19 protein-coding genes are annotated in these 19,467 nt (G+C 63.2%); 8 read left to right on the plus strand and 11 right to left on the minus strand.

What is annotated here, in order from left to right:
* Positions 1-12: 12 nt before the first annotated feature.
* The 3 genes from JL39_RS30090 (at position 13) to JL39_RS30100 (ending at position 3,086) form a co-directional block, all read left to right on the plus strand.
* A complete protein-coding gene (locus JL39_RS30090) occupies positions 13-630 on the plus strand; it encodes a TetR/AcrR family transcriptional regulator (protein ID WP_052183201.1) in 618 nt (205 codons plus the stop codon).
* A gap of 57 nt (positions 631-687) precedes the next feature.
* Positions 688-1,893 carry an MFS transporter gene (locus JL39_RS30095; RefSeq protein WP_037160109.1) on the plus strand — a complete coding sequence of 402 codons (1,206 nt, stop codon included), beginning with the start codon at positions 688-690 and terminating at the stop codon, positions 1,891-1,893.
* Positions 1,894-2,018: 125 nt separating this feature from the next.
* The gene (locus JL39_RS30100; protein WP_037160113.1) at positions 2,019-3,086 is read left to right on the plus strand and encodes an alpha/beta fold hydrolase; all 1,068 of its coding nucleotides are present in this window, start codon (positions 2,019-2,021) and stop codon (positions 3,084-3,086) included.
* Positions 3,087-3,122: 36 nt separating this feature from the next.
* On the opposite strand, the gene JL39_RS30105 is transcribed toward JL39_RS30100, so the two are convergent.
* Positions 3,123-3,626: a hypothetical protein gene (locus JL39_RS30105; protein WP_052183185.1), complete on the minus strand. Its 504-nt coding sequence runs from the start codon at positions 3,624-3,626 to the stop codon at positions 3,123-3,125.
* An 87-nt stretch (positions 3,627-3,713) separates the two neighbouring features.
* On the opposite strand from JL39_RS30105, the gene JL39_RS30110 reads away from it, so the two are divergent.
* On the plus strand, positions 3,714-4,328 hold the full coding sequence (locus JL39_RS30110) for an HAD-IA family hydrolase (RefSeq protein ID WP_037159516.1): 615 nt from the start codon (positions 3,714-3,716) through the stop codon (positions 4,326-4,328).
* Here JL39_RS30110 and JL39_RS30115 read toward each other — a convergent pair.
* Positions 4,310-4,831: a GNAT family N-acetyltransferase gene (locus tag JL39_RS30115; protein ID WP_037159518.1), complete on the minus strand. Its 522-nt coding sequence runs from the start codon at positions 4,829-4,831 to the stop codon at positions 4,310-4,312. The two genes, JL39_RS30110 and JL39_RS30115, sit on opposite strands and share 19 nt — an antisense overlap.
* Positions 4,832-4,853: 22 nt before the next feature.
* A complete protein-coding gene (locus JL39_RS30120; RefSeq protein ID WP_037160120.1) occupies positions 4,854-5,429 on the minus strand; it encodes an XRE family transcriptional regulator in 576 nt (191 codons plus the stop codon).
* A 179-nt stretch (positions 5,430-5,608) separates the two neighbouring features.
* On the opposite strand from JL39_RS30120, the gene JL39_RS30125 reads away from it, so the two are divergent.
* Both JL39_RS30125 and lepA read left to right on the plus strand, forming a co-directional pair.
* Positions 5,609-6,859, plus strand: a complete 1,251-nt coding sequence (locus JL39_RS30125; RefSeq protein ID WP_037159521.1) for an MFS transporter — start codon at positions 5,609-5,611, stop codon at positions 6,857-6,859.
* An 83-nt stretch (positions 6,860-6,942) separates the two neighbouring features.
* A complete protein-coding gene (gene lepA / locus JL39_RS30130; RefSeq protein ID WP_037159524.1) occupies positions 6,943-8,769 on the plus strand; it encodes a translation elongation factor 4 in 1,827 nt (608 codons plus the stop codon).
* Positions 8,770-8,904: 135 nt separating this feature from the next.
* Here lepA and JL39_RS30135 read toward each other — a convergent pair whose 3' ends face one another.
* Positions 8,905-9,975 (minus strand): class I SAM-dependent methyltransferase, encoded by a 1,071-nt coding sequence (locus JL39_RS30135; protein WP_037159527.1) that lies wholly within the window; start codon positions 9,973-9,975, stop codon positions 8,905-8,907.
* A 292-nt stretch (positions 9,976-10,267) separates the two neighbouring features.
* On the opposite strand from JL39_RS30135, the gene JL39_RS30140 reads away from it, so the two are divergent.
* Both JL39_RS30140 and JL39_RS30145 read left to right on the plus strand, forming a co-directional pair.
* Positions 10,268-10,495 (plus strand): type II toxin-antitoxin system CcdA family antitoxin, encoded by a 228-nt coding sequence (locus JL39_RS30140; protein WP_037159530.1) that lies wholly within the window; start codon positions 10,268-10,270, stop codon positions 10,493-10,495.
* Positions 10,495-10,788, plus strand: coding sequence for a CcdB family protein (locus JL39_RS30145; RefSeq protein ID WP_037159533.1), 294 nt, complete (start codon positions 10,495-10,497; stop codon positions 10,786-10,788). The genes JL39_RS30140 and JL39_RS30145 overlap by 1 nt, the downstream gene beginning before the upstream one ends.
* Before the next feature lie 59 nt (positions 10,789-10,847).
* On the opposite strand, the gene JL39_RS30150 is transcribed toward JL39_RS30145, so the two are convergent.
* From JL39_RS30150 to JL39_RS30180, 7 genes are all read right to left on the minus strand, one after another.
* On the minus strand, positions 10,848-11,246 hold the full coding sequence (locus JL39_RS30150) for a RidA family protein (protein WP_037159536.1): 399 nt from the start codon (positions 11,244-11,246) through the stop codon (positions 10,848-10,850).
* A 937-nt stretch (positions 11,247-12,183) separates the two neighbouring features.
* Positions 12,184-12,975, minus strand: a complete 792-nt coding sequence (locus tag JL39_RS30155) for a crotonase/enoyl-CoA hydratase family protein (RefSeq protein ID WP_037159539.1) — start codon at positions 12,973-12,975, stop codon at positions 12,184-12,186.
* Positions 12,975-13,832 (minus strand): hydroxymethylglutaryl-CoA lyase, encoded by an 858-nt coding sequence (locus JL39_RS30160; protein ID WP_037159542.1) that lies wholly within the window; start codon positions 13,830-13,832, stop codon positions 12,975-12,977. Before JL39_RS30160 ends, JL39_RS30155 begins: the two co-directional genes overlap by 1 nt.
* Positions 13,825-15,819: an acetyl/propionyl/methylcrotonyl-CoA carboxylase subunit alpha gene (locus tag JL39_RS30165; protein WP_037159544.1), complete on the minus strand. Its 1,995-nt coding sequence runs from the start codon at positions 15,817-15,819 to the stop codon at positions 13,825-13,827. The genes JL39_RS30160 and JL39_RS30165 overlap by 8 nt, the downstream gene beginning before the upstream one ends.
* A 327-nt stretch (positions 15,820-16,146) precedes the next feature.
* Positions 16,147-17,754 (minus strand): carboxyl transferase domain-containing protein, encoded by a 1,608-nt coding sequence (locus JL39_RS30170; protein ID WP_037159547.1) that lies wholly within the window; start codon positions 17,752-17,754, stop codon positions 16,147-16,149.
* Positions 17,754-18,902, minus strand: coding sequence for an isovaleryl-CoA dehydrogenase (locus JL39_RS30175; protein WP_200884027.1), 1,149 nt, complete (start codon positions 18,900-18,902; stop codon positions 17,754-17,756). The genes JL39_RS30170 and JL39_RS30175 overlap by 1 nt, the downstream gene beginning before the upstream one ends.
* Positions 18,903-19,046: 144 nt before the next feature.
* Positions 19,047-19,415: a hypothetical protein gene (locus JL39_RS30180; protein WP_037159553.1), complete on the minus strand. Its 369-nt coding sequence runs from the start codon at positions 19,413-19,415 to the stop codon at positions 19,047-19,049.
* Between the last annotated feature and the right edge of the window lie 52 nt (positions 19,416-19,467).

The following is a 19,467-nucleotide window of genomic DNA, read 5'->3' on the forward strand; positions in this document are numbered from 1 at the left end:
AGCCGACATATCATGGATAATCCCATTTCCGACGTCGCCGTACGCTTACCCGGCCGCCCGCGCGAATTCGAGATCGACGAAGCCCTGGACAAGGCAATCATCGTCTTTTCGGAGCGCGGCTATCATGCGGCTTCGATTTCCGAACTCAAGAAAGCCATGGGCCTTGCCGCCGGCAGTCTCTACAAGGCGTTCAAGGACAAGAAGGCGATCTTCCTGGCTGCCTTCCACCGCTACAAACAGGTGCGCAATGCGCTTCTGGATGAGGAACTTGCCAACGGTGAAAGCGGCCGCGACAGGGTTTTCCGCCTGCTGCGCTTTTATGCCGAAGCCTCGCATGGCGAGGCGGGCCGTCAGGGTTGCCTGGTGGTTGGTACAGCAATCGAGCTTGCAGTCTACGATGCGGAGGCGGCCGAGCGGGTCGACCGGTCGATGCAACGCAGCGAAGCTCTTCTCAATGCCCTGATCCGCGAAGGGCATGCGGATGGCTCGATCCCGCAGACGGTCGATCCGGATACGACGGCACGCCTCCTGCTTTCCGTCACCCAGGGCCTGCGCGTACTCGGCAAGACCGGCCCCGATCGCGATCGCGCTTTTTCCGTGGTCGAGGCGGCCATGAAACTTCTCGATTGATTTTCTAACCCGATCCTTTCTCCCAAGGAGCTTTTCGTGACAAGCAATTCCGCCGCCATGGCCGCACCGGCCAGTTCACACGCGATGTCCGCCGGCATGACCTTCGTCATGGCTGCGGCCTGCGGCCTGATCGCCGCCAATCTTTATTACGGCCAGCCGCTCGCCGGTCCGATCGCGGCCTCGATCGGGCTTCCTGCGCATGCGACGGGCCTTATCGTGACGCTCACCCAGATCGGCTATGGTCTCGGCCTGCTGCTGATCGTGCCGCTCGGCGACCTTCTCGAAAACCGCCGGCTGATCGTGACGATGGTCGGCGCCGCGGCGATCGCGCTTCTCGCGGCAGGGTTCTCCACCGCAGTCCTCCCCTTCCTCGCCGCCTCGCTGGCGATCGGGCTTGCCTCCACCGCGGTGCAGATGATCGTGCCCTTTGCGGCCAATCTGGCGCCGGACGCCCATCGCGGCCGAGTCGTCGGAAACGTCATGAGCGGGCTGATGGTCGGCATCATGATAGCCCGGCCGGTTTCGAGCTTCATCGCCCGGTTTTCCTCCTGGCACCTCGTCTTCTTCCTGTCGGCCGCCGTCATGATCGTTCTGGGCTTCATACTCGCGACGCGCCTGCCGATGCGCATGCCGCAGACGAAGCTTTCCTATCTCAGCCTGCTTGCATCGATGGGGCGCCTCTATGCGACCCAGCCGGTCCTGCGCCGCCGCGCCTTCTATCAGGCCTGTCAGTTCGCCGCCTTCAGCCTGTTCTGGACGGTGACGCCGCTGGTTCTGGCCGGTCCCGCCTTCCAGCTCACCCAGGCCGGCATCGCCCTCTTCGCGCTTGCCGGTGTCGCCGGCGCCATCGCCTCGCCGATCGCGGGGCGCCTGGCAGACCGCGACCTCGGAAAGCCTGCCACGCTCTTCGGCATCCTCGCCGTGGCAGCAGCCTTCGCGATGACCCATATCGCTCCGGAAGGCTCCATCATCGCGCTGGCGCTCCTGACACTCGCGGCGATCCTGCTCGACTTCGGCGTCACCATGACGCTCGTCATCGGCCAGCGGGCGATCTACGGGCTTGGGGCCGATCTCCGCAGCCGCCTGAACGGCCTCTTCATGGCAACCTTCTTCTGCGGCGGCGCGATCGGTTCAGCGGTTGGCGCCTGGGCCTTCGCCGAAGGCGGCTGGATGCTCGCCTCCATGATCGGCCTTGCGCTTCCCGTCATCGCCTCGCTCTATTTCCTGACGGAAAGGCGGCCTCAGCCGGTGCCGGCGGAATAGGGGCCGGCACGCAGGAATAACGAGCCTGATCACGTTCGAGGACGTCCTCGAACGTGATCGAGGTCGAGAAAACCTCGCGTCCCATCGAAGGTCAGTCATCGCTTTTCCAACCACAAGAGGTTCCCATGCGACTGACCAGACTTCTTCTTGCCTTTTGCCTTTGCACCAGCGCCACGCCGCTTCTTGCCGCCGATCCTGTCGGCGTCCGCAAGATCAGCGTCGTCTCGCAGGACAATCCCCGCCCGCTAGCCGTGACGGTCTGGTATCCGACCGCGGCCGCGGGTGCGCAGAGTGCAACCGCTCAGGACCGCATTTTCGAGATTCCATCCGCTTCCAAAGATGCGGAAATCCGCGAGGGCCGCTTCCCGCTCGTCCTCCTTTCCCATGGTTCCGGCTCAAGGGTCGAAGGCATGGGCTGGATAGCAGCCGAGCTCGCCGAAGCAGGTTTCATCGTCGCCGGTCCCAACCATCCCGGCACCACGAGCGGCGATTCCACCCCGGCGGCGACGCCCAAAATCTGGGAGCGCACAGGGGATATTTCCGCCGTCATCACCGCGCTCTCTACCGATCCGCAATGGAAAGCCTCGATCGACCCGGCTCGCATCGGCGTGCTCGGCTTCTCGCTCGGCGGCACCACGGTGCTGGAACTTGCCGGGGCACGCGCCGATCTTTCCGGCTATATCCGCTACTGCGCGGAGCATCCGGATATGATGGACTGCCGATGGTTTGCCGGTGGCCGCGGCTATGCCGGCGGAGAGCAGGTCGCCGTCGAGCCCTTGGATCTCAGGATCATCGACAAGACCCGCTTCGAACAGTCAAACCGCGACGACCGCATCGCCTCCGTGGTCGCGGTCGATCCCGGTCTCGCGACGGTCTTCACGCCGGAGAGCCTGAAGACCATCGACATACCGCTCACCGTCATCAACCTCGGCAGCATCGGCAAAATTCCGGTCGCGGTGCTTGCGGACAAGCTGGCGAAAGAAGTCCCGAATGCCTCCTATGCACAGGTGGACAATTCCGACCATTTCAGCTTCCTGCCCGTCTGCAAAAAGGGTGCCGCGGAGTTCCTGAAATCGGTCGGAGAGCTGGATCCGATCTGCGATGATGCCGGACGACCGCGCATCGACATCCACGAGGAACTTGCCGGCCTCATCACGCACGCCTTCGAACGCACCCTCAAAGCCAGCCACTAATTTGCCGAATGCATCATAGGGGCCGGCCATCGGCCCCTATTTCGCCGGCGCCGGAATGCCGGAGAGGATCGTGCCGTCGCTCGCACGGCTCGTCAGGTGTTTGAACTCCCCGTTCGTGAATTCGAAGAAATGCGCGCCCTTGGGGCTTTCCTCGTTCAGCACGCCGGAGAGGACAACCAACCGGCTGTCCTTCCTGAAATAGAAGGGCTCGCCCTCGCCCCAGCAGCAGACGGAATAGGGAAGCCAGGCGACAGCGCCCGTGCGCGCATCGATGACTGCTCCGCCCAGACATTCCGCGCCGCAGCCCCATGTGGTGAGGATATGGTGACCGGCGAAATTGACCGGGCGTTTCGCGCCCTCCCGAAGCCGTGTCGCGAATTCCCGGTCGTCCTGCGTCGCAAGCCTCAGCGGCGCGCTCGTCCCCGCATAGACTTTTTCGGCAAACTGCGTGAATTTCGGCACGTCCTGAGCGCCGGCGTGGGCGGCAAGGCCGAGCCAGGCGAAGGCAATTCCTCCAAGCCAATGAAAACTGCGCGTCATGTTGCCGATACCTCTTGGCCATAGATAGCCGCATGTTTCGTGCTACAGCAATTCCCTATCAGTTCCCAGAACCGGATCGTTTGCGCAATGAAAGTCTTGATGGTCGATGTCGACGGCGTGCTTGTGAACGGCAGACCGGCCGACGGCCTTCCGTTTGCGACCGATCTCGAGCGCGACCTTGGACTTCCGCTCGCGCCCCTCCAGCGGGAATTCTTCAAACCCTACTGGCCGGACATCGTCACCGGCCGCGAGCCGATCGAGCCGCGCCTGACAGCCGTGCTGGCGAATATCGCGCCGCATATCGAAACGGAAACCCTGCTTGGCTACTGGTTCGCGAACGATTCCAGGCTGGACAAACGCCTGCTGGAAGATCTCGCCGAACTTCGAAAGGGCGGAGTGGCGCTCTACCTCGCCACCAACCAGGAACACCGCCGCGCGGCATGGCTGATGAGCGAACTCGGTCTTGCCACGCATTTCGACGACATCTTCTACTCTGCCAAGCTCGGCCACAGGAAGCCGGACCAGAATTTCTTCCGGCTTGCAACCGCTAAGGCAGGCGTTGAGCCTCACGAGATCATGTTCATCGATGATGCGGCAGAGAATATCGAAGGCGCCCGCCAGTTCGGCTGGAATGCCGTGCACTGGACGCCCGGCATGACGCTTGAAAACGCACTCAGCGTGCTTCACCCCACCCGCTTATAAAACAGCGTCGTGCCGCAGAAGCCGCCCTCGGGCCACATAGCATAATCGGGGATGACGCCGACTTGGCTCCAGCCGAAGCGCGGATAGATTTTTTCCGCATCGCTGCCGGTCGCCGTATCGAGCACCAGAAGCGTGCGGCCCCGGCGGGCAGCTTCCGCTTCCACGACTTCCATCAGCCTGCGCGACAGGCCAAGCCCGCGCGCCGAGCGATGCACCAGAAGCTTCATCAGATCGCCGCGATGCGGCTGGTTGGGTTTCGACGCCAGCCCCACCTGCACCGTTCCGACGATTTTCCCGTCAACTTCAGCCACAGCAAGGATGATGCCGCCCTTTTCGACCGCATCGGCGATCTCGTTCCAGTAACCGACGGCGTCCTCCGGCTCGTAGGGAAGCATGAAGCCCACCGACGCGCCGCCGTTGACGCAGTCGGAAAGGACCTCGCAGAGATCAGCGATGGCGGCACGGGCTTCTTCGGCGGTGACGATACGGATGGTGGCGGGCATCTTGGCTCTTTCGGTTGGGAGGTTACCGGCCGCGGTCGAGGATCACCGCGTAGCGGGCCGGCTTGTCGGACGGGTTATGAAAGTCGAAGGCGTCGCCGAGGTCCATGTAGAGGCAGTCGCCCGGATTAAGCGTATGAACGGTCTCGCCGATGATCATTTCCAGCACGCCCTCGAACAGCCAGACGTGCTGGGTCATCACCCGGCTTTCCTCGCGCGGCGGAAAACTGACGCGTGCATGGGCTGGAAAGTCCACCTCGACGATATCCACCCGGCCCGGTGTTCCTTGCGGCGAGACGGAACGGCGCAGATAGCCCGTATGCGGGTCGCGCCAGAGCTTCTGGTCGTCGTAGCGGCTGAGCGGCGAGGTCGCCGGTTCGTCATCGGCGAAGAAGGCCGACAGCGTGAGGCCCAATGCCTCCGAGAGCCTGGCGAGCAATGCCGCCGTGGGACTTGCCTCACCGCGCTCGATGCGGGAGATCATCGCCCGGCTCACTCCCGAGCGTTGTGCAAGTTCGTCCAGCGTCAAACCAGCCTTGGCCCTGAGGCTCCTCAGGCGTTCGCTGATCGCCGTATCTATGTCGTCGATCGTCTCTTCCATGATCGGAGAATTGCATTCTCTTATAGTGGAATCAAGCGGTATCATGGTAGATGCGCGAAATTTGTGAAGGAATGGCGTTTCCGCGATAGCTCTCGCCATCGTCAATCGGCTATGGAGCAGCACAGGGTCATTGAGTCGGCTGCACCGCAACCGGTGCCCTGCTCCGCCGGAGAAACGAGATGCACGGCCAGACGTTGATGGTCGCTTCGCCCTTTTCGATTGCCAGCATCGTCGTCTCCATGACGATCGCGGCGGTCGGCAGTGGCGTGATGTTTGCCTACGTCCCCTTCATGCTGACCCATTCGGCCACGCCCTGGGCGGCGGGGGCGGCGGTCACCGCAGTCGCCTTCGGCGGGCTTGTCGGCTGCGTCGTCGGCGGTCCGCTCATCAAGCGTGTCGGCCATGCGCGCCTCTTCGCCTGCTCGATGGCCATGGTGGTCATCGCCGCGGTGCTGATCGCCGCGGATCTCCCCGCCTATGTCTGGATCCTTGCCCGCGGCCTTTACGGCGCGGCCGCCAACGTCAATTTCATCATCGCCCAGAGCTGGCTGAACCATGCCGCCTCCAATGCATGGCGCGGCAAGGCCATGTCCTTCTTCTACATGGCCTATGTGCTCGGCCTCGGCTGCGGCGCCTGGCTTTTCGGCCGCATCCCGACCGACGGCAACATGGCGCCGCTTGCCGTCATCTTCTTCACCGCGCTCGCCATCCTGCCGATCGGGCTCACCCGCTTGCCGAACCCGCCGCCGCCGGCAAGCGTCAGCGTCAACATTCCGATGGCCTGGCGCATCTCACCCGTCGGTCTCGTCGGCGTGCTGGCGTCGGGCGGGCTTTCCATGGTGGTGCAGGGTTTCACGCCGATCTATGCCGCCACCAGCCAGGTCTCTCAAGGTGATGTGGCGCTCTTGATGTTCGTGATGCAGACGGGGCTTCTCTTCGTGCAATATCCGCTCGGCGTGCTTTCCGATCGCATCGACCGCCGCTTTGTGCTTCTCATCACCTGCGGGCTCATCGTCGCGGCCGGCTTTGCGGCGCTCTTCGTCTCGTTTGCAACGATCGTCGTGCTGATGATCGTCTTCCTTGTCTTCGGCGGCTCGGTCGAGACGGTTTATTCGGTCGCCAATGCGCATGCCAACGATCGCGCCGATCCCGGCGATTTCGTGCCTCTCTCCTCGACGCTGCTCGTCGCCTGGTCGACGGCCGCCACGATCGTGCCGCTCGGCGTCACGCTTCTGACGCCGGTCTTCGGCCAGCATACCTTCATCTATGCGGTCATGCTGGTGGCGATCGCCTACGCGATCTACATCCTGTGGCGGCTCACGGAGCGCAAGGCGGTGCCGACCGATGAGCGCGAGAACATCGGCATCCGCAGCGCCCAGGTGCCGAATGCAACCGTTCTCACCGATCCGGACACCGGCAAGCCCCAATAGGCCCGCAAAACCGGGCCTTATCCTCAACGAATGGTTATCTTTCCGCTTTGCGGCAGGGATTCGCACTGCTATATGCGCGAGCCATGAGCACCAATTCGTCCCGCACGCCCCTAGACCACATCCGCAACTTCTCGATCGTGGCGCATATCGACCATGGCAAGTCGACACTCGCCGACCGGCTGATCCAGTCGACCGGTGGCCTCGCCGAACGCGAGATGTCGGAACAGGTGTTGGACTCGATGGATATCGAGCGCGAGCGCGGCATCACCATCAAGGCCCAGACCGTGCGCCTGCACTACAAGGCTGAGAACGGCGAGACCTATATCCTGAACCTCATCGACACGCCCGGCCACGTGGACTTTGCCTACGAAGTCTCGCGCTCGTTGTCGGCCTGCGAAGGTTCGCTGCTCGTCGTCGACGCCAGCCAGGGCGTCGAAGCCCAGACGCTCGCCAACGTCTACCAGGCGATCGACAACAACCACGAGATCGTCACCGTCCTCAACAAGATCGACCTGCCGGCCGCCGAGCCGGAGCGCATCAAGGAGCAGATCGAGGAAGTGATCGGCATCGATGCTTCCGACGCCGTGCTGATCTCCGCGAAAACGGGGCTGGGCATTCCGGACGTGCTCGAAGCGATCGTCCACAAGCTGCCGCCGCCGAAGAGCCCGGAAGGCGAAAAGGGGCCGCTGAAGGCGCTGCTGGTCGACAGCTGGTACGATACCTATCTCGGCGTCATGGTTCTGGTGCGCATCATCGACGGCGTGCTGACCAAGGGCCAGCAGATCCGCATGATGGGTACCGACGCCAAGTATACCGTGGAACGCGTCGGCGTGCTCACCCCGAAAATGGTCAATGTCGACAGCCTCGGCCCCGGCGAGATCGGCTTCATCACCGCCTCGATCAAAGAAGTGGCCGATACCCGCGTCGGCGACACGATCACCGAAGACAAGCGCCCGACCGCGCATGCGCTTCCCGGCTTCAAACCGGCCCAGCCGGTGGTCTTTTGCGGCCTCTTCCCGGTCGATGCAGCCGACTTCGAGGATCTGCGCGCCGCCATGGGCAAGCTCCGCCTCAACGACGCCTCCTTCTCCTTCGAGATGGAAAGTTCCGCCGCGCTCGGCTTCGGCTTCCGCTGCGGCTTTTTGGGCCTGCTCCACCTCGAAATCATCCAGGAGCGGCTGGAGCGCGAGTTCAACCTTGACCTCGTCGCGACCGCCCCTTCCGTCGTCTACCAGATGACACTGACAGACGGCACCGAGAAGGAACTGCACAACCCGGCCGACATGCCGGATGTAGTCAAGATCGACGAGATCCGCGAGCCGTGGATCAAGGCGACGATCATGACGCCGGACGACTATCTCGGCTCCATCCTGAAGCTCTGTCAGGATCGCCGCGGCATCCAGACCGAGCTCACCTATGTGGGCAGCCGCGCGATGATCACCTACGAACTGCCGCTCAACGAAGTGGTCTTCGATTTCTACGACCGGCTGAAGTCGATCTCGAAAGGCTACGCCTCCTTCGACTATACGATCATGGATTATCGGGCGGGCGACCTCGTGAAGATGTCGATCCTGGTCAACGGCGACCCGGTCGATGCGCTGTCCATGCTCGTCCACCGCACCGCCGCCGACCGGCGCGGCCGCGGCATGGTGGAGAAGCTGAAGGAGCTCATCCCGCCGCATATGTTCCAGATCCCGATCCAGGCGGCGATCGGCGGCAAGGTGATCGCCCGCGAGACGGTGCGCGCGCTGCGCAAGGACGTGACGGCCAAGTGCTACGGCGGCGACGCCACCCGCAAGCGCAAGCTTCTGGAAAAGCAGAAGGAAGGCAAAAAGCGCATGCGCCAGTTCGGCAAGGTCGAAATCCCGCAGGAAGCGTTCATCGCTGCGCTGAAGATGGGCGATGAGTGAATAGCAGCTTGAATCGCAGCCTGCCTCCGCCCTGCACTGGCCAGTCACTCTAAAACAGGCCCCGATCGTGGGCTGGCTCTCATAGATCGACACGGCACCGCATCGAAGGCCATCTCGACGGGCTTCGTCCAACAATCAATGTGTTTGTGTTCGCACCTCGAACACCATGTTGAACGGCGTTTCCGCCGCACGGCGGAAATGCGTAAACCCGGCGTCCAGCGCAACTTTCCTCAGTTTCATTTCGCCTGCCTGGGCGCCCAGTCCAAGCCCAACCTCCTGCGAAAGCGATGCCGGCGTGCAGATCATCGTCGATGCGCCATAATATACCCGGCCGACCGGATTGAGGTTGTCTTTCAGGCGATCATGGGCGAAGGGCTCGACAATCATCCATGTTCCATCTCGCGCGAGGGTATCCTTGACGTGCCGCCCGGCACCGACCGGATCACCCATGTCGTGGAGACAATCGAACATGGCCACCAGATCGTAATCGTGCCCGGGATATTCTCCCGCCGCACTCTGGCGGAAGGTGACCCGATCGGCGACGCCCGCGTCCTTTGCTGCGGCGGTTGCTCTTTCGACCGACGGTCCATGATAATCGAAACCGGTGAACCGGGACGCAGGGAAGGCCTGTGCCATCAGGATGGTCGATGCCCCGTGGCCACAGCCAACATCGGCGACATTGGCGCCCTTCTTCAGCTTTTCCTCGACGCCATCAAGAGACGGTATCCATTCGTTTACGAGATGAGCGTTGTAACCTGACCGGAAGAAGCGCTCCGTTCCCCGAAAGAGGCAGGTGCTGTGTTCATGCCAGCCAACGCCCTTGCCGGTACGGAAGGCTTCCGCAATCCTCGGTTCATCCATCCACACGGATTGTACGACCTCGAATGCACCCACGAAAAATGCCGGGCTGTTCTCCTCGGCAAAGATCATCGCCTGCTCCGGCGTCAGGCTGAACTGATCCGTCTCCTCGTGAAAGGTGACATAGCCCGCGGCAGCTTGCGCGCTGAGCCATTCTTGCATGTAGCGCTCTCTCACCTTTGTCTTCGCAGCGAGATCCGCAACGCTTCTCGGCGTGCCGTCGGCCATCGCCTTGAAGATCCCGATTTGATCGCCGAGAACCACAAGAGCACCCGACATCGATGCACCGATATCATTGACCAGGCGACCCACCAGCTGATCGAGCTTCTGCATATCCGGCTCACGCATGGGCACCTCCCAGGGCTCATGATGGGGGCGTGAACGGTAAGTCATCTCCTCCTATCGTTTCAATTCCACCATCCGGCGTATTATGGGCTCTGGATATCCGTCCAAAGGCGTAGCGTATCCTCCTTTTTGTCTAGGTTGAGGACAGTTTAACTGCCGCGTCCTCGACCTCTCCTGTGGCGCGTCGGCAGTGCCATACTCCGGTCATTCCTGATCTTGTCACCGGGAAGGCGCCGGCGACGCTTGCGATTTTCTGCGACCAAGGCATACTTCGCCTGAGCCATTGGAGGCACGCATGTCCACCGCCCGCAAAGCTGCCAGTCTTTCGCTTGATGCCTCGCTTCTGTCGGAAGCACGGGAGCTGAAGCTCGACGTCAGCCGGGCGGCCGAGGAGGGCCTTGCTCGCGCCGTCAAAGCCGAAAAGGAACGGCTTTGGAGGATCGAGAATGCGGAAGCGATAAAAGCCGCCAATGATTATGTCGAAAAGCACGGTCTGCCTCTGGCAAAATACCGGCAATTTTGATGGCCCGCTTCCACGTCTATCAATTCGGAAATGAGATAGCGCTGGATATACAGGCCAACCTTCTGGATGCGCTTCACACCCGCGTGGTGGTGCCGTTGGTTCCCGAAAGCGAAATGAAGCGCATTGCCGTTCGCCTCAACCCTCGCTTCGAGATCAACGGCGTAGACTATGTCATGATGACGGAATTCCTTGCCGCGGTTCCTGCCACCGAGCTCGGTGCCAGGATCGCCGATCTCTCCGCCCGAGCCGACGAGATTGTCGCCGCGACCGACTTCCTCTTTCAGGGCTTTTGATGCAAGAAACAGCAAGGCGGCGGCCAGCCTGATCTCTACCGGCCACCGCCCTGCCTCCGTCACTCGCCCTGCGGAATACGTGCAATCACCTTGATCTCGAAATCGAAGCCGGCCAGCCAGTTGACGCCCACGGCGGTCCAGTTCGGGTAAGGTTTTTCGGTAAACGTGGCGTCCTTCACGGCAAGAACCGCTTCGAACTGCTTTTCCGGATCGGTGTGGAAAGTGGTCACATCGACAATGTCGTCGAACGTGCAACCCGCAGCCTTCAGCACAGCGCGGAGGTTTTCGAAGGCAAGCTCGACCTGTTTCTTGAAATCCGGCTCGGGCGAGCCGTCCTCGCGGCTGCCGACCTGGCCCGAGACGAAGAGCAGATCGCCCGAACGGATCGCTGCCGAATATTTGTGGATCTCGTAGAGCGCCTGCCGGCCGGCGGGGAAGACTGCATCACGCTTGGTCATTTCATTCTCCTGTTGAACAGTGCGGGCCGGATCGCGATCCCGGTCCGCTTTGTCGGGCATCCAATTGCATACGTCCCGTATGTCAATCGATATAAGCCATACATCGCGTATGTCAATTAACATACGCGATGTATGTTTCCTTCTGCGGCCAGATAGGCAAGACCAGATGCCGCAAACGGCGGGAGCAGAACCGGCGCGCCGATCCGATCCTCCCCTTGAGGGGGAGATGCCCGGCAGGGCAGAAAGGGGGTGTGGCGAGGCAAATCAAGGCCTTGGAAAAAATCGGCAGGAAAAATCGCCTCCATTCATCCCCGCCCTCACGCCTCATGCCTACAATTCCCCCGTCCCGCATCGGATACGCTGGCAGGCGTGCCAGTGAGGCGGGGCCGGCGCCGGGTGTCAGGAAACGACGTAAGTCCTTGCATTCGGGGTTCGCGGAAAATGGTCTCCCTCCGGCGACGTGGGGGCGGATGAGACGCTGTCGGGCCGACGTCTCGTTTCGCTTCCTTGCATTATGCGCCGGGCGTGCCTGTGAGGCATTGGAGGGTGACGGGACAGCGCCATGCGGCGTCCGAGGGTTTTTCTAAACCCGGGCCGCGCGGCGCAGGTGGAAGACGTGCCTGGGGTAGTCATGGCCTGCGGCATTGTAAGTACAAGGGCGTGCATGACGCCTTCCTTTCAAGGAGGGACACGCCACCGTTCCCACAAACCCCGTCATCGCAGAGGGACCGGAGTCGCGGGCATAAACCGCCGAACGGGGCGCTGAGAGGTGCTACCCAAAACTAAAACTTAAGAGGCAGCTTTCAGCGCCCCGTCCGATCCTCGGGTCTCTCCTCGAGTTCAACCCGAGGATCGTTCGCCCGAGGATGACGAAAGAAAACCGACCATCACCAAGGGACGAGTCTGCCCGATGATATCGCCCGGCAGCAATCGGGTCTCACTTCGGTGCCCAGGGCATCGGACGTCTGTTCAGGAAGGCATCGATGCCGGCGCGGCCTTCATCGCTTTCCCAGCGGTCGGCGAGCAGGCCGATGCTGCAGGCAAGCGGATCGCCGGCGGTTCCCCTGGCAAGGCTCCGCACGAGGCTCTTGGCGCTGGAAACCGCGCCGGGCGCACAATCCAGAAAGGCCTCGACCTCCTCCTCGACCGGCACATCGAGTTCACCCGTGGGGTGGACAGCCGAGACGAGGCCGATCTCGCGGGCCATGACCGCGTCAAAACGGCGGGCGTTGAGGAAGAGATGGCGCGCATGGCCCTCGCCGATGCGGCGCACGACATAGGGGCCGATCGTCGCCGGGATCAGTCCGAGCCGCGTTTCGGTGAGCGCGAACTCGGCACCTTCCACAGTGATCACGATGTCGCAGACCGCCATCAGGCCGATGCCGCCGCCGAAAGCGTTGCCCTGCACCCGGCCGATCAACGGCTTTGGCAGCTCGTCCAGCGCCTTCAGCATCAGTGCCAGCGCCGTCGCGCCCTCGATCTTGCCCTGCCGGTCCTTCCGCGCCTGATCGCGCATCCATTGCAGATCTCCGCCGGCGCAGAAGGTCGGGCCGGAGGACGCCAGCACCACGACCCGCACCGCCTCGTCCGCCGCAAGCCTTGTCGCCGCATCGGCAAGTTCCGCGATCATCGCGGCGTTCATCGCATTGTGCTTGTCCGGGCGGTTCAGCGTCAGCATTGCTACGCCGCGCGCATCCGTCTCCAGCATCAGCGTGTCGTAGCCGCTCATCAGCGCGCTCCCCTCAAGCTGCGGGCAAAGGCTTCCGCCTCCGCCAGCCGGTCGCGATCGATCCCCGTCTCGAAGCCGAGAGCCACCAGATGATCGACCGTCTTGCCTGTCGCGACATTGCCTTCGGCGCCCGGCGCATACGGGCAGCCGCCGAGCCCGCCCGCCGCCGCATCGAAGACCCTGAGCCCCTTTTCGAGCGCGACCGTGATGTTGTCGATGGCGCGGCCGTTGGTGTCGTGGAAATGCCCTGCCAATTCCAGCGCCGGCAGCCGCTCCAGCACGGCGTCGAGCATGGCGGCGACACGTTCCGGCGTGCCCGTGCCGATCGTATCGCCGAGCGAGATTTCGCAGCAGCCGAGACGCCGCAACCGCTCGGCCACCTCCGCGACCTGCGCCGGCGGCGTCGGGCCGTCATAGGGGCAGTCGACGACGCAGGAGACGTAGCCGCGCACCGGAACGCCATCCGCCCCTGCCCTCCAGATCAGCGGCGCGAAACGCTCGAAGCTCTCGGCGATGCTGCAATTGATGTTCTTCCGGCTGAAGCCTTCCGAAGCGGAGGCGAAGACCGCGACTTCGTCCGCCCTCGCGGCAAGTGCTGCCTCGTAGCCGCGCAGGTTGGGCGTCAGCACGGTGTAGCGCGTGCCGGGCCGGCGGCTAATGCCGGCCATGACGTCCGCGCCATCCGCCATCTGCGGCACCCGGTCGGCGCGCACGAAGCTCGTCACCTCGATCCTCTCGAAACCGCAGGCGGAGAGCATGTCGACCAGCCGGATCTTGTCGGCGGCCGGGATGATCCGCTCTTCGTTCTGCAACCCGTCGCGCGGTCCGACTTCGTGGATGCGGACGAACTCAGCCATGGTCTGTCTCCGGGGGTGGCTCCAGCACCAGCAGGACCGCTGCTTCCAGCACCTGCTCGCCTTCCGCGACCAGCACTTCGGCAATCCTGCCGTCGCGGGGGGCGGAAAGCGCCAGTTCCATTTTCATCGCCTCCATCACCGCCAGCGTCTCTCCCCTGGAGACATCGGCTCCCACCGCCGCCCGCAGGAGCTTCACAAGTCCCGGCATGGGCGCGACGATCCGGTCGCCTGCCCCCGCCTCCTCCTGATCGCCGGCAAGCGGATCGACAAGACTGAAATGCCAGCTCTCGCCACCCTTGAAAACGGTGACGTCACGGTCGCCCCGGATCGCATGCAGCCGATGTTTTCGACCATCGGTTTCGGTGAGATACGCGTCGCCCGAACGGCCGGGATGCAGGTCGATGTCTCTGCCATCGACGGTCGCGGCATAGGCGCCCTCGCCTCTCCTGCTGAACGAGACCGCAACGTGATGCCCGCGATGGTCGAGCGTCACGAAATCGGCCGCTTCGGACCACAGGCGGAAACCTGGCAGTCTTGCCCAGGGATCATTGGGAGCGGCCGGCTCCAGGGCACCCGAAAGGCTGAGCGCGGCCAATGCGACGACCTCGGAAGGGGCAGGATGCGCCATCGTCAGTTCGGCCAGATGACGCTCGATCAGGCCGGTATCGGGATTGCCTTCCGCGAAATCCGGCTCGTTCGCCAGCCGGCGGAGAAAGGATGCATTGGTCGCGACACCGGTGGCGCGGACTTCGGCCAGGGCCGTCGAAAGCCGGGACAAGGCTGTGGCGCGATCCGGTCCGTGCGTGATCACCTTGGCGATCATCGGATCGTAGAAAGGCGAGATATGGTCGCCAGCGTGCACGCCGCTGTCGATGCGAGCCAGATCCTCCGGCAGATCGAGATGGGCCAGCATGCCGATGGCGGGCAAAAAACCGCGTTCGGCATCCTCGGCATAGAGCCGCGCCTCGAAGGCCCAGCCATCGATCGAAAGCTCGTCCTGCCGCTTCGGCAACGGCTCACCGGATACCACGCGCAACTGCCACTCGACCAGATCGACCCCGGTGATCGCCTCCGTCACCGGATGCTCGACCTGAAGCCGCGTGTTCATCTCCATGAACCAGAAGCCGTCGGGTTTCAGGCCCTCGGAACTGTCCGCGATGAACTCGATCGTGCCGGCGCCGGAATAGCCGATCGCTTGAGCCGCCTTGACCGCCGCCTCGCCCATGGTGCGGCGCATATCCTCCGGCATGCCGGGGGCCGGCGCTTCCTCGATGACCTTCTGGTGACGACGCTGGAGCGAGCAGTCGCGCTCGAAGAGATGCACGACATTGCCGTGGTCGTCGCCGAACACCTGAATCTCGATATGGCGCGGATGAGTAATGTATTTTTCGATGAGGCAGGAGGCATCCCCAAAGGCGGCCAGCGCCTCGCGCTGGGCAGACGCCAGGGCATCCCTGAAGGCCACCGCGGTTTCGACCCGTCGCATGCCCTTGCCGCCGCCGCCGGCGCGCGCCTTGATGAGGACGGGGAAGCCGATGCGCTCGGCCTCGCTCAACAGGAAATCCGGGTTCTGATCGGTCCCGTGATAACCCGGCACCACCGGCACGCTCGCCTGTTCCATTAGCGCCTTGGCGGCATCCTTCAGGCCCATGGCGCGGATGGCCGCGCCGGAAGGACCGATGAAGCGAAGGCCGGCAGCCGTGGCCGCTTCGGCGAAGTCCGGGTTCTCCGAGAGAAACCCGTAGCCGGGATGGATGGCATCGGCGCCGGCGCAAAAGGCCGCTTCGATGATCCTGTCGCCGCTCAGGTAACTTTCCGACGCAGGCGACGGGCCGATATGCACCGCCTCGCCGGCAAGCGCGACATGCAGCGCATCGCGATCGGCATCCGAATAGACGGCAACCGTCGCAACACCCAAACGATGGCAGGTGCGGATGATCCGACAGGCGATCTCGCCGCGATTGGCTATGAGGACCTTTTTCAGCATGGAGTGGTCCTCACGTATCGTCGCTGGATATCCTTTCCCTCAGCCTTTCTCCGCCGGAGCACCGCACTTGCATATGGGATATGGACGTTGCCGCGGTCTCCCTGCGATCTCCCCCCTTGAGGGGGAGATGTCACCGAAGGTGACAGAGGGGGGTAGCGGCGTTGCGGCGGAGCCAGATCTCGGTGAGTATGCCAAAATACCCCCCTCTGCCTTGCCGGGCATCTCCCCCTCAAGGGGGGAGATCGGTATGCCGCCACGGTTTCACTCCCCTCGTGAGGTCGACGGCGGCCAGGCCCGAAGAAGTTTGTGTAATCCGTCATCCGCGCCTCACATGCGGAACACGCCGAAGCGTGTGTCCTCGATCGGCGCGTTGAGCGCGGCGGAGAGGCTGAGAGCCAGGACTTGCCGCGTCTTCGCCGGATGGATGATGCCGTCGTCCCAAAGCCTTGCGGAGGCATAGAGCGGGTGGCTCTGCTCCTCGAACCGGTCGAGCACCGGCTGTTTGAACGCCGCCTCCTCTTCGGCACTCCACGACTTGCCGCCGCGTTCGATCGCCTCGCGCCTGACCGTCGCCAGCACGCCAGCCGCCTGCGGGCCGCCCATGACCGAGATGCGACTGTTCGGCCAAGTCCAGAGGAAACGCGGCGAATAGGCACGTCCCGCCATGCCGTAATTGCCGGCGCCGAAAGAGCCGCCGACCAGGATCGTTACCTTCGGGACCGATGTGGTGGCGACAGCGGTCACCAGTTTGGCGCCGTGCTTGGCGATGCCTTCCGCCTCATAGCGCCGCCCGACCATGAAGCCGGTGATGTTCTGCAGGAAGACGAGCGGGATTTTCCGCTGCGAGCAGAGTTCGATGAAATGCGCGCCCTTCTGCGCGCTTTCGGAGAAGAGCACGCCGTTGTTGGCCACGATGCCGACGGGAATTCCGAAGACGTGGGCGAAACCGCAGACCAGCGTCGTGCCGTACCGCGCCTTGAATTCATCGAAACGGGAGCCATCGACGATCCGGGCGATCACCTCACGGATGTCATAAGGCGTCGAAAGAGAGGCCGGTACGATCGCTGCAATCTCTTCCGGGTCATAGAGCGGATCCTCCGGCGTTGCGAGAACGACCGTTTCCGGCTTGCGGATATTCAGGCCGGCGACCGCGCGGCGGACCAGCGCCAGCGCATGGGCCTCATCGCGGGCGAGATGGTCCGCAACGCCGGAAAGCCTTGTATGGACATCGCCGCCACCGAGCTCTTCGGCGCTCACCTCCTCGCCCGTCGCCGCCTTCACCAGCGGCGGGCCGGCCAGGAAAATCGTGCCCTGGTCCCTGACGATGATCGCCTCGTCAGACATGGCCGGCACATAGGCTCCGCCCGCCGTACAGGAACCCATGACCGCGGCGATCTGGGCAATGCCCCTGGCCGACATGTGCGCCTGATTGTAGAAGATGCGGCCGAAATGATCCCGGTCCGGAAAGACCTCGTCCTGGTTCGGCAGGTTGGCGCCGCCGGAATCGACCAGATAGACGCAAGGCAGGCGATTTTCCTCGGCGATCTCCTGGGCGCGCAGATGCTTCTTCACTGTCATCGGATAGTAGGTGCCGCCCTTAACCGTCGCATCGTTGGCGACGATCATCACCTCGCGGCCCTCGACCCGGCCGATGCCGGTGACGATGCCGGCGGACGGACTGGCGCCGCCATAAAGCCCGTGCGCCGCGGTGGCGCCCACTTCGAGGAACGGCGAGCCGTGATCCAGAAGCCTTGCGATGCGCTCGCGCGGCAAAAGCTTGCCGCGTTTGACATGCCGCGCCCGCGCTTCCTCGCCGCCGCCTGCTTCGGCGAACACCACGGCCGCCTCGATCTCCACGAGTTTCGCATGCATGGCGGCGCGATTGGCTTCGGCCAGCTCGCTCCTCAAATTGACCTGCGAGCGAATGACGGCCATCAGGCGGTCTCCCTGAAGAGTTCGCGGCCGATCAGCATGCGGCGGATTTCGGACGTGCCGGCACCGATCTCCATCAGCTTGGCGTCGCGCAGCAGCCGGCCGGTCGGATTGTCGTTGATATAACCGTTGCCGCCGAGCACCTGGATTGCCTGGAGCGCCTGTTGCGTCGCCTGTTCCGAGGCATAAAGGCAGCAGGCGGCGGCATCCTGCCTCGTTACCTCGCCGCGATCGCAGGCGCCGGCGACCGCATAGACATAGGCGCGGGCGGAATTCATCGCCGTATACATGTCGGCGACCTTGGCCTGGATGAGCTGGAACTCGCCGATCGGCTGGCCGAACTGCTTTCGCTCATGGACATAGGGCATGACCACATCGAGACAGGCATGCATGATGCCGACACCGATGCCGGCGAGCACGACGCGCTCGTAATCGAGGCCGGACATGAGAACCCTGACGCCGCCGCCTTCCATGCCCATGACGTTTTCGGCCGGCACCTCGCAATCCTGGAACACCAGTTCGCAGGTATTGGAACCGCGCATGCCGAGCTTGTCGAGTTTCTGGGCGGTCGCGAACCCCTTGAAGCCTTTCTCGATGAGGAAAGCGGTAATCCCCTTCGGTCCCGCAGCCGGGTCGGTCTTGGCATAGACCACCAGCACATCCGCGTCCGGGCCGTTGGTGATCCACATCTTGCTGCCGTTCAGTACGTAACGGTCACCGCGCTTTTCCGCCCTGAGCTTCATGGACACGACGTCCGAGCCGGCGCCGGGCTCCGACATGGCGAGCGCGCCGACATGTTCGCCCGAGCAGAGTTTCGGCAGGTAGCGCGCCTTCTGCTCGGCATTGCCGTTGCGGTTGACCTGATTGACGCAGAGGTTGGAATGGGCGCCATAGCTGAGCGAAGTCGAGGCGGAAGCACGGGCGAGTTCCTCGACGGCCACGACATGGGCAAGATAGCCGAGGCCCGAGCCGCCGAAATCCGGATCGGCAGTGATGCCGAGCAGGCCGAGGCTCCCAAGTTGCGGCCAGAGATCGCGGGCGAATTCGTTGCTGCGATCGATCTCTTCGGCGCGCGGCGCCAGTTTCTCCTGCGCGAAACGATGAACCGTCTCGTGCACGGCCTCGACCTCCTCACCAAGGGCGAATTTCATGCTTGCGTGGAACACCTCGTCTCCTCCCGGTGCACCAAATTTACTATCAGAAGGTTGTGGGGCAGCCGCGAGACATCGTCAATGACCTCGCGAGAGATCGCAATATCCGGTCTTTTCCGAAGCGGGCTTTGAAAAAAGATTGCCCTATTCGGGCAGATGGCGCGGGTTCAGGCCCGGAACCCATTGGGTATTCGGCAGATCGGTTCCGGAAAAGGTCGCGCCGCCTTCCGTCCTGCAACGATAGATGCGGGTCGGTGCAACGTCGCCATAGAGGATGTCGTATCTGCCGCGCGGCCGATAGACATATTCGATATCGCTGGAGCAGGTGTAGGAATCACGCCTTACGCGCTCTTCTTCCGGCACCACGCCCGGAAGGTTCCTGAAATAGGTCGGCTGGCTCCTGCGGAACTCGTCGCGATCCGCGGCAAAGACATCCATGGGGAAAAGCGCGGCAACAAGCAGTGCCACGAACATCACGGCCGGCAATATCCACGCACCTTTGAGCATCATCATCCCACTCCTCATCCGCGGAACCCACGGATGAATCCAAGATATGGACGGCAAG

This window comes from Rhizobium sp. YS-1r (genome assembly GCF_000757525.1).
GTDB classification, from domain to species: domain Bacteria; phylum Pseudomonadota; class Alphaproteobacteria; order Rhizobiales; family Rhizobiaceae; genus Neorhizobium; species Neorhizobium petrolearium.